The sequence below is a fragment of the Actinoplanes flavus genome (assembly GCF_017592555.1).
Taxonomy (GTDB): Bacteria; Actinomycetota; Actinomycetes; order Mycobacteriales; family Micromonosporaceae; genus Actinoplanes; species Actinoplanes flavus.
On sequence record NZ_JAGFNS010000054.1, the window covers coordinates 602 to 16446 of the forward strand.

Below are 15845 nucleotides of genomic sequence, written 5' to 3' on the forward strand. Positions count from 1 at the left end.
GTCTTCGGTTTGCTTGGTCGCTAACCGATCTACCGGAGACCTCTTCACATATCGATCACCGACACACCCGTACAACCGACGCAGCCGAGCCGCTTCTTAAACACGGCCTAGATCGCGCGATCTGCATGATCAACAACGGAGACATCACCCAAGGCGTCCACCACGCCAGCACGGTGCTGCTGAACCTGCCGACCGACTTCCGGCCGGCCATCGTCATCCGGCGTGCCCACGCCGTGGCCGCAGCAGTCCCACCTCAGCGGCGATCATTGGCGGCGGTGCGCTCCCTGCACGAGGTCCTCGCTATCGAGACGGAGCGGTAGTCGATGCCCAACAATGCTCACTTCACCATCCGCGGCTATCTGCCGAGTGATCACAAGGAGGTCGTGGCGCTCAACAGGTACGGTCTCGCCGCGGCTGGCGTCCCGCTCGATGATGACGTCTATGCCGGCGACCTGGACGACGTTGCCGCCACCTACCTCACCGGCCGAGCCACGCTGCTGGTCGGCGAAACCGGCGGCATCGTGGTCGCCATGGGCGCGCTGCAACCGGTCGATGCCACCACCTGCGAGATCACCCGGATGAGGGTGGCGCCCACAGCCCAAGGCCGTGGTTACGGCAAGGCCATCCTTCTCGCCTTGGAAGACCGGGCCAGACGGTTCGGCTACCTGGAGGCAGTGCTGCTCACCGGTCCGAATCAGCATCCCGCCATCGACCTCTACCGCGCAGCGAGCTACACCGTCACCGGCACCGAGAACCACGGACAACTGCTCGGCATACGGATGTGGAAGCGACTCATTGTGACTACCGGCAAGTGAACCTAGGGCGCCCGAGCCCGGCGGGCTGCGCCCCTTCCCGGGCCGGCGATACTCGTTCACGCCGAGCGGCCACCCCGTGCTCGCATTTCCGCGCTCGTGCATTCCCTGCAATGGTAGAGATCGGTCACAATCTGATCGGGCCGTCCAGGGTGATCGCTGGGCCATCAAATCTGGCGGGGTGGTGACCGCCCCAGAGGGCATCCAATGAACGTCTTTCGCACTATGACTCATTTGCGGTGAGACCGATACGCGCCACCCGCCGGTTAAACGGCTATTTGCTCATGCTCTGACGGTTGGTTGACGCCTGGCCCTGCTCGCCATCAGTTGTGGCGATTCTGTTGAGCTTCCCGAGCCGGGCACCCCAAGATCCCCGCAGAGTCTTGAGGTGCCCACCTACTCAATAATCTCAGTCCACCTGGGCGGGCCGACTGGCCTCCAGACGCTGGTGCCAATCTGGTCGTCAGAACCAAGGAATGCCCTGGCCGGGATCGTCCGATCAGTGGAATGAACAGACGTCAGAGTCGTACGGTCTGACCCCAGATGTGATCCCCGTAGAAGACGTCCCCCGCTCCCTGCACGTAGTCACCTGCTGAGCCCTTTAGGGTCTGTGAGAAGCACACCCGGTAGACCCCACTCGGCAGGGTGCCTTCGCATAGAGCGGAGTCCTCGAAGATGCCATCCTTCACGACCTTGGCCTCACCATTGAAATACTGTGCGGTTTTGGTGCGAATAACGGTGGCGCTTTGGAAGTAGAGACCGCTGACAATAGTGCAATTGTATGCGACGTACCTAGAGTCAGTCTCGCTCGAGCCGCAGTGCCACTTCGAGTCGAGACCTCCGAAGGTCTGCCATCCAGCGGCGTGAGCCGCCGTAGTGGTACCGGTCAGCGCCGCAACTGAGAACAGGGCCGAGGTAAGGACTCCCGCACTCGCCGTCTTCCACCTTTTACTCACAAAACTCAACACGAAACCTCCCATGTAACGCCCTGGCCGACTTGAAACTCAATCCCCATGGGAATCGGGCGGGTATTGATGCTTCGCAGTCGCGGAACAGCAAGGGTTCTCTACATTGGAACTCGAATCGCCTCGCTCACTGTCGCTTGGCACGAACTGGGGAGACATAGATCAACTAGACCTGATCCGAACCGCCGACGCGCCGCCGCCCTGCAAGATCAGGACGGCGGCAGCGCCGACCACCTCCTCGGCCCCGCCATGACGGCGTCGATCGACGAGATCTTCCAGAGCGCGTCGACGCGGGTGGCGACCGAGGCGATGAGTAACGCGCGGGAGACCGCGACGACGGTGCAGCGGCTGGGAGCGGCCAGCGCCGAGATCGGCGACATCCTCAAGGTGATCAACTCGCTGGCTGAGCAGACGAACCTGCTCGCGCTCAACGCCACGATCGAGGCGGCCCGTGTCGGCGAGGCCGGCAAGGGCTTCGCGGTGGTCGCCAGCGAGGTCAAGGAACTGGCGTTGGAGACCGCGCAAGCGACCGAGGACATCGCCGCCAAGACCCTCGCCATCCAAACCACCACAGGCGAGGTCACCGAGGCGATCGCCCCTATCGCCGGGGTCGTCGAGCAGGTCAACGATCTGCAGACCACGATCGCGGCTGCGATGGAGGAGCAGTCGGCGACCTCTTCGGAGATCGGCCGCAACGTCAGCCAGGTCGCCGCCGGATCCAACGAGATCGCCCACAAGATCACCCTGGTGGCCGGGGCAACCGACTCGACCGCGCAAAGCGCCGGAGCGACCCGCGAGTCGGCCGCCGAGCTGACCAGGATCGCTACCCGGGTCGACGGGCTACTGCACACCCAGTCCCACGGCAACAGCGACGAACATCGACTTTGGATTGACCGAAGGCCGACTTCGGTTGGAAGCGCCGACGGGTGGCAAGCGATACGGTGTGAACTTCGGTGCCGGATCTACTTGGAGGGAAGAATGCGGAGCATCGGGAAAGACCTGCTGACGGGAGTGGGCCTGCTGGTGCTGGGCCTCCTGCTGTGGCTATTCGCAGCCGACATCCGGATCCCGATTTTCACTTTGCCGAAAGTAGGAGTCGTACTGATGATTATCGGCGTCTTAGAGGTCGGCTACGCCGTTTACCTCAAGACCCGCGGGGACGCCGCGCAAAGGCCGTGACGGCCTCGCCGAAAAGCAGGCGGGGACCCGCCACCGCACTCTCGTCGGCAGATCCGCCTGCTCGGCGAGCCGGCCCGCCGTCACGCTTGGTAGCGAGCGGATCGCGGCTGAACGGCGCGTTCCGGGAAGTCGTTCGCGTGGCGTGCACGGCGTTGGTTAGCCTCTATTTCGCGCGCCGGGTGAAAGCAAATGGGAAAGTGCGCCATGCACACGCTGTGCACCCGGGCAGTTAGGGATGAGCCGGTTCGAGTCCGGTGGCCTGGTGCGCCCGATCTGTGGCCAATGTGGTCGCCCGTCGGCCTGCATTGATCCCGATCGTCAAGGTGGCATGCTTCTCTCCCGTGGCCCATCTGGAGGGATGCATGGCGGACGAATGGCTGGACAACGCCGAGGTATTGGTTCTGCAGCCCCTCGAAGACTCGCCACTGCCGCTCGCGGAACTACGCTGGCACGAGGAGACGCCACTGCAACAACTCGCTGACATCCTCGCACCCGGATTGATCTCGCTGGCAGCGCGAGGCCTCGTTGAGGTGCGCCAGTTCCGCAATTGGCCCGCGCGGTGGGATGAAGGCGTCCCGCTGACCGGCGACGACCTTGTTCGAGAGAGCACACGCGCTGCAGTCTGGTCCGACAGCCCAAAGGGCGTCGTGCTGGCCGCTCGCATCACCGAGGCCGGCCACAGGCTTCTATAGTTCCGCAACCCGCGCGCTCGGCGGCAGATCCGTGCGCCCGCCGGCGGATCAAACGTCCCCATGCCGAGCCGACCGGCATTCAGGTCGTCGGCGAAATGCCTCTGATCCGCTCCAGGATGTACGTGGCCAGTTCATCCGCCGCCTGTTCGGGGATCCAGTGCGAAACGCCGTCGAGCACCTTGAAGTCGAACGGGCCTGTCACCCACCGGCTGGTCAGCTCCGCGGCACGGCGGCCGATGGCGATGTCGCCGGTGCTCCAGACGTAGGTCGTCGGGACGGTGACCGCGCCGGTCCGGAGTCCGACGGAGGTGTCGAGCGGCATGGCGCGATACCAGCGCAACGCGCCGGCCAGGCCTTCGGGGTCGCTGATGAGCCGGTCGGCGTACGCCCTCGCCACGTCAGCGCTGAGACCGGATCGCTCGAGCAGTGCCACCGCGAGCCGGCCACCCCGCGACCGGATGGCGGCCTCGGGAAGCCACGGCAGCTGGAAGAATCCGACGTGCCACGCTTGCCATGACTGCCGACTGGTCAGCATGGCTTTCACGACCGCGCGTGGGTGCGGCGCGGAAACGGCGGTGAGGGTATACAGGCGATCCGGTCTCGTGGCGGCGAACATCCACGCAACTCCGCCGCCCCAGTCGTGGCCTACCAGGTGAACCCGTTCGGCTCCGGCGGCATCGACGAGGGCCACGACGTCGGCCACGAGCTCGTTGAGCCGGTAAGCCCGCCGGGACCGAGGCCGGGCTTGCGGGGTGTAACCGCGCTGGTCCGGCGCGATGACGCGGTAACCGGCCGCGAGCAGCGGCCGGGAAACGCCGATCCACGATCGGGCACTCTGCGGGAACCCGTGCAGGAGCACGACCGTCTCCGCGCCCACCGGCCCCGCGTCCGACACCTCGAACCGCATGCCGTTGCGGGAGAACGTCTCCACAACATGGACGCTACCCTCTCCGGTTCCGCAACACCGGACGCCGAGAAGCGACGACGGGCGAGCACCCATCCGGACCACGGGCATCAACGCCTGGCACGGACCGTGGCGAACCCGCCAGACCGGCGCCTTGGCGCGGCAGGTCAGTCGCGCCGAGGCGGGGAAGTCTGGCCGTGAGCCGGTTCTCACGTCGGTGTTGGGCGATCGCGGCGCAGCACGGTCAAGACCGTCGGGCCGGTATGGTGCACTTCGGTGAAGCGGAACTCGGCGGGCGTACCGGGGGCGAATAGCCGGTCGCCTTGTCCCGTGACCGTGGGAAACGTGATCAGGCGATATTCGTCCACCACGTCAGCGGTCGCTAGCGCACGCACCAGACTGAGGCTGCCGATCACCACGATGTCATGGTGATCGCGCTCAACGGTGACCCAGTCGACCGGGTCGCCGTCAATCGTTGCCGAATTCTGCCAAGCGCTGGTGTCGAGGCCGGTACGGGTAGCAACCCGTTTGGGAACCGTGTTCATCAGCCTGGCGTAGTCGGAGTCACGGCTGGGCCAGAGCCGCGCGAAATGTTCCCAGGTGCGTCGGCCGTAGAGCTGGACGCCCTGTTCTATCCGTGCTGCGAGTTGGAACTTGTCGTCGGAGACCGGGCCGGGACCGTGCCGAAAAGCCCAGCCTCCGTAGCTCGTGCCCGCTCGCCCGTCCGGGTCGGAGACGACGCCGTCAAGCGTCACGAACTGGACAACGATGACCTCGCCCACTGGTGACCTCCTTCGATCATGGCGGCCCCGCGGACCGCTTCACTGGACACCTACCGCCGATAGGGCGCGAACTCATCGGTACTCGATCGGCTTCCCGGTAACGGTGATGCGCCAGTAGGGTTCCGCAGGTGCCGGACACGACGACACCGGGCTGGGACGAACGCTTCGAGATCTACCGCGGCGAGTTGCTGGCTCACTGCTACCGGATGCTCGGTTCGGTTCACGAGGCCGAGGACCTGGTCCAGGAGACGTTTCTGCGTGCCTGGAGGGCAGCCGACCGGTATGACCCGGCGCGTGCCTCGATCCGCACGTGGCTGCACCGCATCGCGACGAACGCCTGCCTGACCGCGTTGCAGGGACGAGCCCGGCGCCCGCTGCCGAGCGGTCTCAGCCCCGCCGGCGATGACCCGTACGTGCCGCTGACCCCCAACCTCGAGGTCGCGTGGCTGCAACCGTTCCCCGACGCCCGGCTCGGTGACCCTGCCGACATCGTGCAGCAGCGTGCGGGACTGCGGCTGGCGTTCGTCGCGGCGTTGCAGCGGTTGCCCGCTCGGCAACGCGCTGTCCTGGTGCTGCGTGAGGTGCTCCAACTGTCGGCCGCCGAAGTCGCCGACATCCTCGGCAGCAGTGTCGCCTCGGTCAACAGCAGTCTGCAGCGCGCCCGTGCCACGCTGCGGACCGCCGGGCCGGGCCTGGCTGAGCTGCGCGAGCCGGGCGATCCCGATGAACGCGCTGTCGTCGAGCGTTACCTGGCGGCATTCGAGGCTGCCGACGTGACCACCTTGACCCGGCTGCTCGCCGACGACGTAGCGCTGGAAATGCCGCCGGTCTCACTGTGGCTGACCGGGCGCGAACACTATCGACGATTCATGCAGCGGATCTTCGACATGCGCGGCACCGGCTGGCGCATGCAACCGGTGCAGGCCAACGGAGGCACAGCGCTGGCCGCCTATGCGCCCGATGCGGCCACCGGCCGGGTCCGAGCGCATTCGCTGCAGGTCTTCACCGTGGCCGGCGGCCGGGTCCTGCGCTGCGTGACTTTCGCCGATCCCGCCGTCTTCGAACTGTTCCGGCTGCCCGCGACACTCCCGACACTCGACGCTCAGCCGACAGCGCGTTGAAGCAACGTACAACCCGATTGCAACGTCCGGAGCGGTCATAGCCTCAGGGATCGTGTCGTTGAGAAGTCCAAAGCCGGAGAGCGGTGAGAACGGAGATCGGGGAGCGAATGACTGACACGTCGAACGATTTCCCGTCACCCGCGGGTCGAGCACGCAGCCGGCTCAGGGGGAAGGTCCTCACCACCGTCTCAGCCCTTGCCCTGCTCACCGGGGTCACCTTCCTAGTCACCCGGCAATCTGGACCGACTGCACCCACGGCGCAGACCACAGAATCGGCAGCGAGCACGGGGCCGGTCTCCGTCACCGACCCGCAGACGCTGGCATTTCAAACGCGACTCGACCAGTCGCTGCAGACCATGCTGGACAGCCTCGTCGGCCCAGGAAACAGCGTGGTCACCACGACTGCCACCCTCGACTTCGCTCAGGTCGACCCCACGGTCAGCGATTCTGCCGCACCGGATGGGGTGCTCGGCCCGGACAGCATTCAGGTCCCCGACGGCAGCAATTCAGCGGCTGCCGGACGGGGCGAGACGGGTGAGACCATCGACAGCAACGTGATCAGCGAGGTCATCGAGGTCCGGCGCAACGCACCTGGTGTGGTCAAGCGGCTCGTCATCGTCGTACAGATGAACATCGAAGCCGCCGGCTATGTCAACCCCGCCGAGCTCGAGCAACTGATTGGCGCCGCCGCCGGTGTCGACTCTGATCGCGGCGACTCGGTCACCGTCCTGACCTGACGTACCGATGATGTCCCGCGCCGCCGCCTCTGCAGTTCGCCGGGCTCGGCCACGACTTCGCCTCCGCGTTCAGCCAGAGCGTCGCCACCTCGTTCAACGCCTTCGGCGACGAGGATTTCGTACGCCGTGAGGTGGACCGCCCGGCGTCCCAGCTCGCTGCCGCCGCGCCGCCCGCCCAGTCGTCGACGCCGAGATCCCCCGGATCACGCCGGGCATGGCCGACCCGCGCCAGGGATGCCTGGTCCCGGCCAGCTGACCGATGCGGGACCCCGCATCACCGTTGTTCGGCGCGGCGGCGAACCCGGCCGCGCGCGGCGAGCCGGTCGAGGCGCCGTTGCTCCCGATCGGCCCAGCGCGCGACCCGAACGGGATCGAGGCGTCCGCCGTGCCCGACGTGCAGCGCGGCGGGTGCGAGGGCGAGCATGGCGCGAAGGCTGGCCAGGTTGGCGACGGGGTCGTCGTGGAACGGCGGGTTCGCGGGCCGGCCGGTGATCGTACCCATGAAGGAACTGGCGATGAGATCACCGGCGACCAGGTCGCCGTCGTCGGTGAGCACGGACACCGATCCGGCGGTGTGCCCTGGTGTAGGCACGATCCGCCCACTGACGCCGAACTCGTCGAGCCGGTGCGGCCCGTCGAGGACGTAGTCGGGTTCGACCGGCTCGACCGTCCGGTGCAGGTCCGGCATCCGGCTCATCAGCGACCCGAACGGGCCGGTCGGCAGATACGGCTCCCGCGCCCGGCCGGCCCGGTAGGGTCCCAGGTCCGCGCGGTGGGCGGCGATCGGTGCTCCCGTCAGCCGGCTCACCTGTGCTGCGGCGCCGAAGTGGTCGATGTGAGCGTGAGTGAGCACGATCAACGCCAGGTCGGCCGGGTCGACGCCGAGCGCGGCGATGCCATCCACGATTTTGCGGCCGGCGCCGGGAATCCCGGCGTCGACGAGGATCGGCCTGCTACCGAGCAGCAGGTAGGCGTTGATGTTGTGCCGCCCCGCGACCACGACGGGATGCACGGCCACACCTCCGGGACGGGCGATCACCGTACGACTCCGAACGGCAGTGCAGCCGCCGGCACACCGACCAGCGGTGCGGCCGCGGCGCCACGGCGGTCGACTGGCAGGCGGCCGAACAGTCGCGAGACCCGGCCGAGCGCGGCCGTGCGGAACTGGGTGTCGCGGTAGGCCTCTGCGGCGGTGATGGATGTCGGTGTCATGTTCTTCCCCTCAATATTTGACTGATCGGTCAACTTGGTAGGCATGCGGAACGGCACGCGGTGAAGCCCTGCTCAGGGACTCGCGCGCAGCAGCAGACGGATGTCGGCCTTGGCGGACAGCATCAGCGCCGGATCGTCCTGCGCCCTGGCCAGTAGCGCCAGGCCCTGCATCAACGCCAGCACCCGGGTGGCGGCGGCGGCCGAGTCGACGCTGGAGGGCACATCGCCACGCCCCTTGGCCTCGCTGACGGCCGTGGCGAAATAGGACATCCAGCCTTTCAACAGGCGGCCGGCGTGTGCGCGGCCCTCGTCGCCGTGCCCGGCAACCTCGACGGCGAGACCGCCGAGTGGACAGCCGGGCGTAACACCGAACTTGTCGCGCATCAGGGTCAGCATCCGCGCGAAGCCGTCCACGAAACGGTCGATCCGTTCCAGCGGGGGCACGTCGTCGGCGAACGCCTCCTCCAGCAGAGCCCGCATCATGTCCCAGTTGCGGTCGAGGATGGCTCCACCGAGCGCTTCCTTGGAGGAGAAGTAGTGGTAGAGGCTACCTTTGTGCACGCCCGCCGCCCGGCAGACGTCCTCGGTGCTCACCTCCGCCAATGACGCGCCATGCACCAGATCACGCGCCACCGCGAGGATGCGCTCCCGCGTGTCCCGCGCCATACCCACTCCCCCACTCTTGACCGGCCAGTCAAACCTAGATCTCCGTTGACCGTTCAGTCAACAGCTTCGGCCGACGAAAGCGTCAAAGCCCTCCAGCAACACGGTAGGCCCGCCGAGCGGATCGTCATCCCGGGCCGATCAAGGAGCGGTAGTCGGCCGCCCGCAACGGTTCGCTGGTCAGGGTCAGGTCACCGCGAGGAACCTGTAACGGCCGGCCGGCGCGCTGAAAGGACACCGCGGCGATGTCGGCGCGGGAGGTGAGGGTGCAGACGATCTGCCCGTACGCGAGGACCTCGTCGCTGCGAGCGGCGCGTTCGTCGGTCTCGCCGACCTCGACGGCCGCCACCGCGGTGGTCGGCACCGTCACGGTCAGGGCCGTCGTGGCGAGTGCCGTCGACAGATCTTGCGCCCGTTCGGCGGGTGTCGGGCCCGCGATGAGCTGATCGAGTTGCCGTTGCGGACCGGGGACGGCATCGACACGGCGCACCGACTGCACGAGCCGATCATCCCGCACCAGGCACATCACCTGTGCCACCTCACCGACTGGTTCGGTCACGGTCGGCGCGACGGTCTCGTTCAGGGGGCGACGGGGCAGCTCCACCCGATGCGGATCATCCTGGGCGGGCACCCCACAGCCGGCGAGCACCAAGGCAACAGTCAGCAGCGCGGTTCGTACGCGAATCATGAAAAAGCCCCGGGAATCTCGATGCGGAATCGGGCGCCGCCGCCGGGACGGTCGGCGACAGTGGCCGTGCCGCCATGGGCGGCAGCGTGTTCGGCAACGATCGCGAGGCCCAGCCCGGTGCCATCGCCGTCGCCGCGGGCGTTGGCGGCCGGGCCCCGAACGAAGCGGTCGAAGATGTTCGCCCGGTCCGGCTCGGCCACGCCCGGCCCGGCGTCGTCGACCTCGAGCCAGCCCGGGCCGACGCGGACCGCGACCGGGCCACCGCCGTAACGGATCGCGTTGTCGATCAGGTTGCCCAGCGCCTGTTCGATGCGACGCCGGTCAGCCGGCCAGGTCTCCGGCGTGCCGTCGACGGCCTCCACCATGTCGGCCGGCAGATTCCGTTGCCGGCAGACCCGCACGGCGAGTTCTGTCAGATCCGTCGGCTCACACTGGGCCGGCTGATCGTTGCGAGCCAGTTCCAGCAGGTCGTTGACGAGCGACTGGAAGCGGCCCACCTCGGCGGTGAGCAGGCCCACCGCGGTCGCCGTACGGTCGTCGAGTCGGGCGCGCCGCTTGTCGATCACGCTGGCCGCCGCCTCCAGCGTCTGCAACGGCGAGCGCAGCTCGTGGCTGACGTCGGCGGCGAAGCGCCGATCGCGTTGCAAGCGGGCCGCGAGCTGGTCGGCCATGTCGTTGAACGCCGCCGACAGCGGTGCGACATCCGGTTCGGTGGCCGGATTCAAGCGGGTGGTCAGATCACCGGCGGCGATCTCCCGGGCCGCAGCGGCGACCGCGGCCAACGGCCGCAACGCGTGCCGGGTGACGTACCAGCCGACGGCCGCGCCACCGGCCGCGACCATGATCGCGGCGGCGGCGAGAACCAGCCCCAGCGTTCGCAGGGTACGTTCCAGCTCGGCCAGCGAGATGATCTCGTAAAAGGTGGCGGAACCGGCCAAGGGAATGCCGACGATCAGCTCCGGTCGGCCGTCCCGGAGGATCCGCTGCGCACCAGCCTCACCGGCGGCGCTCATGTCCCGCAGCGCCTGCGGCACCGCGGCGTCGGCTGCCGGCTCGGCACTGCGGGAGTACCAGCGGCCGTCACGGTTCAGTAACACGTAGCGGTCGGAACCGGTGTCCAGCGAGCGCAGCACGTCCGAGACGTTCGGGTCGGCGCCGGCGATTCCGGCGTTGACGACCGCGGCGTCGAAGTAGGCCGCCCGCACGGCGGTCCGCTCCCGCTCGGCGAACAGGGTACGGCGAGTCGACTCGTACGACATCAGGCTGATGCACGTCGACAGGATCAGCGCGCCCAAGGCGAAGGCGGCGCTCACCCGCGTACGCAGGCCGATCGGTTTCACGGCTGCAACTTGTAGCCCAGACCGCGGACCGTCACCAGGTGCCGCGGACTGCCGGTGTCAGCCTCGATCTTGTGCCGCAGCCGGCCGACATGCACGTCCACGACCCGCTCGTCACCGAACTCGTGCCCCCAGACCCGCTGCAACAGTTGCTGGCGCGACAGCACCAGGCCCGGATGGTCGGCGAGCTCGCACAGCAGCCGGAACTCGGTACGGGTCACGGCCACCGGCTCGCCACGCAGCCGTACCTCACCGGCTTCCGGCCGGACCTGCAAGTCGCCGAAGGTCAGCACCGACGTCTCCGGGACGGACGGCGCCGTGACGGCGATCCGGGCACGGCGGCGCAGGGCGCGCAGCCTGGCCGCGAGTTCCTTGACTTGAACCGGTTTGACCACGTAGTCGTCGGCGCCGGCCTCCAGCGCGGCCACGATGTCGTGGGTGTCGTCGCGGGCGCTGACCACCACGATCGGCACGTCGTCGTCACGGCGCAGCTGCCGAATGCACTCGTAGCCGTCCATGCCGGGCAGCATCAGGTCGACCAGCACCGTGTCCGCAGGATTCCGGCGCTGCGCCGCGACGCCCTCCTCCGCGGTGGCGACGGCATGCGCGGCGTATCCCTCGTCCTCCAGGGCCATCGTCAGCGAGAGGCGAATCCGATCGTCGTCCTCGATCAGCAGTACCGAGTTCATATCCGCATGATGCTCCGCAAACGGCCGGCGAGCCTGCCGTGACCGGTGGCAGCGCCATTTGTCATACAACTGTCATCGGTCGGGGAGGTGTCCGCAGAGCGGGCCGGGCAGTCTGGCCGTTGTTGAGCCACGTCGCGTCCGAAAGGGGCAGGGCATGACGGCACGCAGTCTGTTCATCGCGGTGGCGGTCGGCGTCGTGACCGGCGTCGTCGGCCGTCTCCTGGCCGGGCGCAGCCGATCGGTGCCGGTCTGGCTGCCGATCGCGGCGGGGGTCGCCGCCGCGATGCTGGCGACGGTCCTGGCCTGGATGTCCGATGTCGTACGCCCGGGGCTGTCGGATCTGGCCGTCGTCATGCAGGTGCTGTTCGCCGCCGCCGGGGTGGCGATCGTGGTGGCCACCGCCGACCGGCCGGCGCCGGCACCGGTGGGAGGGCCAGGCCGCCCGGCGAGAAAGGGGCGGCTGCGATGACCGCGGTGCCGGGCGCCGAGCCACGCACGGTCACGTTGATCTGCGACGAGTGCGGCGACACCGTGAACGCCCCCGAGGTCGCGCATGACGAGGAGATCGTGTGGCCCCGGCTCGGCCCGCTGGGCTGGTCCGGTTCACCGTTCGCCGCGGGACAGCACCGATGTCCGCAGTGCATCCTCCGCCCTCCGCCGCATGATCGGCTTCCCGCCGGCCGTCCGCAACTGGGTGCCTCCTACGACCTGCGCGAACACGCCGACCTCGGCATCGTGGTCATCACGCCATTGACCGACGTCGACGCCGAAGCCACGGTCGTCCTGCGAAAGGCTCTGGAACAGGCACTGGACACGCATCGGCACGTCCTGGTGGACCTGCACGCCGCCGAGGTCATCGACTCCGCCGGCCTGGGCCTGCTGGTTCGCGCCCATCAGCACGCCAAGCGGCGTGGCGGAACGCTGACGCTGGCGGCGCCGTCACGGTACCTGCGCACGGTGCTGCACACCATGCGCCTCGAGGGTGTCTTCGACATCGCCGAGAACGCCACCGCGGTGCTGGACGCGCACCGCGGCACCGAGATCTCCGGTCGGTGAACAACAGTGAGCTCGGCTGCCGATCTGTCAGGGCGCGCATAGCAGCCTGATATGCGGGTACGCGGCCACACACCGCCACACGAGCGATAAGAAGCGCCCTCATGTCAATCGAGAACCGTCCTGATGACCAACACGACGACGACCATGCGGAACGAGGTGATCAGCCGGATGAGCCGGTGAAGCGCGAGGATGCACGGATCGGCTCAGCCGGAGGCGGGCAGTACCCGCTGGCCGACTCCGAACGCGAAAAGGCCGAAGAGTCCTGACCAACCCGGCCGCCGACACGCGCCTGCCGCGCGGACGGGTCATGTTGTCACGACGTTGTCACGCAACCGGGGCAGAACCGCCACCGGACCGGACGACAATGACCCAAGAGGCAGGGCAAGGCCTCGTTCAACGGGGTGGCGGCGTACCGGTTCGGGTGTCACCGGGCCGCAGAACGACCGCCACGTGACGCGGCCAGCCGGGACGGGACCGATGATCGCAACGACACGGAGAGCAGCATGTGGCCTCTTTCTTCGGACGATCGGTGGCCCGACCGCCGGGTTCGGCCCGCGTCCGGGTCCGACGTCGAACTCACCTGCCGAGTGATCGAGCGGATCCTGGGAGACCCACGGCTCACCAGCGAGTTCATCACCGTCGAGGTGCAGAACGGGGTCGTCAACCTGATCGGCAGCGTCAGCAGCCTCTACGCCCGGGTCACCGCGGCCGACCTGGCCCGCTCGACGCCGGGTGTGGCCGACATCTGCAACCGGCTCGCCCTCTCCGGAGCCAGTGACGCCACTGCCGATCCGCGGCACCCGGACCCGGACCCGTTCGACGACATCGTCGCAGGCTGGCACGTCCGCGGGGCGAAGCCACAGCGTACGGCGGACCGCCGGTCGCGCCCACCGACGGGTACGTTGCGCGCCGCGGCCGGGCTGCTGGCAGCGACGTCGGGAATTCTGTGGCTCGCGCTGGTGCCGCTGCATCCGGGCGCCGGCTTCGTCGTGGTCGTCTGCCTGGCCGGCGCTGCGGCTCTGGCCGTCCTTGCCGGTCAAGCATCGTCCTGACGTGCCGTCTCTCGGGGGACCAAGGTGTCAGCCGCCTCGTCGGTGCCGCCGCCCAGTGGGCACGGAACCGGATGATCCCGGTGGAAGACGTCACCTCGCGACGGCTGCCGGCGCTGAAGTCCATTGCTGTTCCCCACGCCGTGAATCCCGAGGACACAAACCTGGCGACCATTTCCCCACCCCGGGCACAGCCTGCAGGGCTACCGTGCGAACCCGCATTCGGTGCCGGTACGGCCGACCCATACTGCCCTTTGCCATTGAGGTGGCGTACGCAGCATCACGAGGTGGTGCGGCTGTGATATCCGACGGCCCAGATGGACCGGCCCGGCGGCGCGCTGCGATACCTCTGCGGCGTGATCGTCGGCCGGCTGGCGTTGACGATGTCGGCTTCCGGGTGGGCGAGGTAGGCGAGGATCGTGATCAAGCCTTTCACTCGCTCCGCAAGGGAGGCCCCGCGAACGTCTGGGTCGACTTGAGTGGGACCACCAGCCGGGAGAGTGGCGGGCCCGGGGAGGTCTGCGAGCGCTTCGGTGACTGTGGAGCCGTCGAGGCGTACCCGGATGGGTTGAAGATCGCCGAGGGATCCGCCGAAGTCGAGCAGCAGCCGCAATTCCGGGCGTCCGGTGGTCGGGGCGTATTCGAGGTGAGCCCATACGCCGAGGCCGGACTGTTGGGGATTGGCAGCGGGCAGGTAGGTGCACCAGTTCGGCAGGCTGGTGAAGTCCGCGAGATTGCTGAGGTCGTCGGTGGTCTCGCCGGCCAACTGGCTGGCCAGCTTGGGGTGAACGATGAACACGGAGCGGGAGAAGCGCCAGGCGTACATGGCGGATAGCACTGCAACGTGCTGCTTTGACGGCGGTATGTCGCTGGTGCGATACAGCGGTGAGCTGTTGGTGACCACCGCAACGGAAGCAGCCATCGGCAACAGGCACCAATCAGGCCACTCCACGGACGGGTCGGCCCGGAACCGGTCGAGTTGCCGCCAGACACCTGGGTACCGAGCGCGGATCTGCTGGTCGAGTTCAACGGCGCGGGCGAACCCCGCACGTGCGATGGCCTTGCCTGCGGAGTTGATCACGAGGTGGTCTCCAAGGAGGATGCGGTGTGGCGTCGATCATGACGAGGACTTCAAGCTGGAGTGCCTGTCGCCAACTGGCTGACGACTTACGCTCGGTAACGGAGTGCGACCACGGGACCGGCCTTGTCCGCGGCGGATTCGGGTGGCGTGGCCGGCTTCGCCGTCAGACCCTGGTGAAGCCGGCCAGTTCCGTTACGGCGGTCTCGAGATCGGTGTCGACGCCATTCGCGATCATCCGTACGAAGGTGGGATCACCGGCGGCGGCCGCCCGTCGGATGCCCTCGGCCGAGGCGCTCACGCGCTGCCGGACGATGGTGATGAACTCGGTGGTCGAGCCCTCCCAGCCGTAGGAGTCCAGGAACAACCGCAGCCTGCGCGGTCGCTCGGCGAAAGCGGTGAAACCCTCCGCGGCCACGACATGGCGCGCGTGCAGCGGTACCCATCCGAAGGCGGTGAACGCCAGGTCCCACTCGACTGTGACGGGTCCCGCGAAATCCCAATCGAAGAATCCGACCAGGCTCTCGCCGGTCCAGACAGCGTTGTATGGTGCCGCATCGTTGTGACCGATGATCAGGCCGGGCCGCCACTCCGTCCCCTCCCGCCAGATCGCGCCGGCTGGAGGAACGAAACCGGCGGCAGCCGCGTGAAAGTCACGCAACCAACGCGCGACCTGCCGCAACGCGTTGTCGCTGTGAACCCAGCGGGGCCACGGCCGCGCCGATCCGACCACCGTGCCGGGCAGAAAGGACAGCACTTCGCGGCCCTCTTCGTCGAAACCCATCGCTTGGGGCACCCGGTCGAAGCCGACGTCATGGAGATGGCGTAACAGGGCGTGCACTGCCGGGGTCCAGGGCCCGGGAACGCGACGGACGGTGTCA

At 67.9% G+C, this 15845-nt stretch carries 20 protein-coding genes; 10 read left to right on the plus strand and 10 right to left on the minus strand.

Translation table 11 applies throughout. The annotated features are described in order from the left end of the window. The 4 genes from J5X75_RS42260 to J5X75_RS42275 all read left to right on the plus strand — a co-directional run. Nucleotides 1-320, plus strand: a 320-nt coding sequence (locus J5X75_RS42260) for a hypothetical protein (RefSeq protein ID WP_208473365.1), incomplete at its 5' end; no start/stop codon positions are given. A 3-nt stretch (nt 321-323) separates the two neighbouring features. Then, nucleotides 324-815 (plus strand): GNAT family N-acetyltransferase, encoded by a 492-nt coding sequence (locus tag J5X75_RS42265; protein ID WP_208473366.1) that lies wholly within the window; start codon nt 324-326, stop codon nt 813-815. Between the two features lie 1211 nt (nt 816-2026). After that, the gene (locus tag J5X75_RS45810; RefSeq protein ID WP_208473367.1) at nt 2027-2956 is read left to right on the plus strand and encodes a methyl-accepting chemotaxis protein; all 930 of its coding nucleotides are present in this window, start codon (nt 2027-2029) and stop codon (nt 2954-2956) included. 362 nt (nt 2957-3318) lie between these two features. Beyond that, nucleotides 3319-3648, plus strand: coding sequence for a hypothetical protein (locus tag J5X75_RS42275; protein ID WP_208473368.1), 330 nt, complete (start codon nt 3319-3321; stop codon nt 3646-3648). 79 nt (nt 3649-3727) lie between these two features. Here J5X75_RS42275 and J5X75_RS42280 read toward each other — a convergent pair whose 3' ends face one another. Both J5X75_RS42280 and J5X75_RS42285 read right to left on the minus strand, forming a co-directional pair. Beyond that, nucleotides 3728-4579 (minus strand): alpha/beta fold hydrolase, encoded by an 852-nt coding sequence (locus J5X75_RS42280; RefSeq protein ID WP_208473369.1) that lies wholly within the window; start codon nt 4577-4579, stop codon nt 3728-3730. A gap of 182 nt (nt 4580-4761) precedes the next feature. Next, nucleotides 4762-5334 carry a dihydrofolate reductase family protein gene (locus J5X75_RS42285; RefSeq protein WP_208473370.1) on the minus strand — a complete coding sequence of 191 codons (573 nt, stop codon included), beginning with the start codon at nt 5332-5334 and terminating at the stop codon, nt 4762-4764. A gap of 128 nt (nt 5335-5462) precedes the next feature. Between J5X75_RS42285 and J5X75_RS42290 the strand changes: the two genes are divergently transcribed. After that, entirely contained in the window at nt 5463-6455 is a 993-nt protein-coding gene (locus tag J5X75_RS42290; RefSeq protein WP_208473371.1) for a sigma-70 family RNA polymerase sigma factor, read from the plus strand. Nucleotides 6456-6562: 107 nt separating this feature from the next. Further along, entirely contained in the window at nt 6563-7192 is a 630-nt protein-coding gene (locus J5X75_RS42295) for a flagellar M-ring protein FliF C-terminal domain-containing protein (protein ID WP_208473372.1), read from the plus strand. Between the two features lie 274 nt (nt 7193-7466). Here the strand turns inward: J5X75_RS42295 and J5X75_RS42300 are convergent, their stop codons facing one another. The 6 genes from J5X75_RS42300 to J5X75_RS42325 form a co-directional block, all read right to left on the minus strand. Beyond that, a complete protein-coding gene (locus tag J5X75_RS42300; protein WP_208473373.1) occupies nt 7467-8204 on the minus strand; it encodes an MBL fold metallo-hydrolase in 738 nt (245 codons plus the stop codon). 23 nt (nt 8205-8227) lie between these two features. Beyond that, the gene (locus tag J5X75_RS42305; RefSeq protein WP_208473374.1) at nt 8228-8404 is read right to left on the minus strand and encodes a hypothetical protein; all 177 of its coding nucleotides are present in this window, start codon (nt 8402-8404) and stop codon (nt 8228-8230) included. Between the two features lie 72 nt (nt 8405-8476). Next, on the minus strand, nt 8477-9070 hold the full coding sequence (locus J5X75_RS42310) for a TetR/AcrR family transcriptional regulator (RefSeq protein WP_208473375.1): 594 nt from the start codon (nt 9068-9070) through the stop codon (nt 8477-8479). Nucleotides 9071-9194: 124 nt separating this feature from the next. Next, a complete protein-coding gene (locus J5X75_RS42315) occupies nt 9195-9755 on the minus strand; it encodes a GerMN domain-containing protein (RefSeq protein WP_208473376.1) in 561 nt (186 codons plus the stop codon). Next, nucleotides 9752-11095 (minus strand): sensor histidine kinase, encoded by a 1344-nt coding sequence (locus J5X75_RS42320; RefSeq protein ID WP_208473377.1) that lies wholly within the window; start codon nt 11093-11095, stop codon nt 9752-9754. The genes J5X75_RS42315 and J5X75_RS42320 overlap by 4 nt, the downstream gene beginning before the upstream one ends. Next, nucleotides 11092-11781 (minus strand): response regulator transcription factor, encoded by a 690-nt coding sequence (locus J5X75_RS42325; protein ID WP_208473378.1) that lies wholly within the window; start codon nt 11779-11781, stop codon nt 11092-11094. Before J5X75_RS42325 ends, J5X75_RS42320 begins: the two co-directional genes overlap by 4 nt. 154 nt (nt 11782-11935) lie before the next feature. Here J5X75_RS42325 and J5X75_RS42330 point away from each other — a divergent pair, with 154 nt between their 5' ends. From J5X75_RS42330 to J5X75_RS42345, 4 genes are all read left to right on the plus strand, one after another. Then, the gene (locus tag J5X75_RS42330; RefSeq protein WP_208473379.1) at nt 11936-12250 is read left to right on the plus strand and encodes a GlsB/YeaQ/YmgE family stress response membrane protein; all 315 of its coding nucleotides are present in this window, start codon (nt 11936-11938) and stop codon (nt 12248-12250) included. Further along, the gene (locus tag J5X75_RS42335; protein WP_208473380.1) at nt 12247-12837 is read left to right on the plus strand and encodes an STAS domain-containing protein; all 591 of its coding nucleotides are present in this window, start codon (nt 12247-12249) and stop codon (nt 12835-12837) included. The genes J5X75_RS42330 and J5X75_RS42335 overlap by 4 nt, the downstream gene beginning before the upstream one ends. A 101-nt stretch (nt 12838-12938) precedes the next feature. Beyond that, nucleotides 12939-13103 (plus strand): hypothetical protein, encoded by a 165-nt coding sequence (locus tag J5X75_RS42340; protein ID WP_208473381.1) that lies wholly within the window; start codon nt 12939-12941, stop codon nt 13101-13103. A gap of 237 nt (nt 13104-13340) precedes the next feature. After that, nucleotides 13341-13889, plus strand: a complete 549-nt coding sequence (locus J5X75_RS42345) for a BON domain-containing protein (protein WP_238490953.1) — start codon at nt 13341-13343, stop codon at nt 13887-13889. A gap of 277 nt (nt 13890-14166) precedes the next feature. Here the strand turns inward: J5X75_RS42345 and J5X75_RS42350 are convergent, their stop codons facing one another. Then, complete coding sequence (locus J5X75_RS42350; protein WP_208473383.1) at nt 14167-14967, minus strand: AcrVA2 family anti-CRISPR protein; 801 nt, start codon at nt 14965-14967, stop codon at nt 14167-14169. Between the two features lie 163 nt (nt 14968-15130). Next, nucleotides 15131-15748 (minus strand): phosphotransferase, encoded by a 618-nt coding sequence (locus J5X75_RS42355; protein ID WP_238490954.1) that lies wholly within the window; start codon nt 15746-15748, stop codon nt 15131-15133. Nucleotides 15749-15845 lie beyond the last annotated feature (97 nt).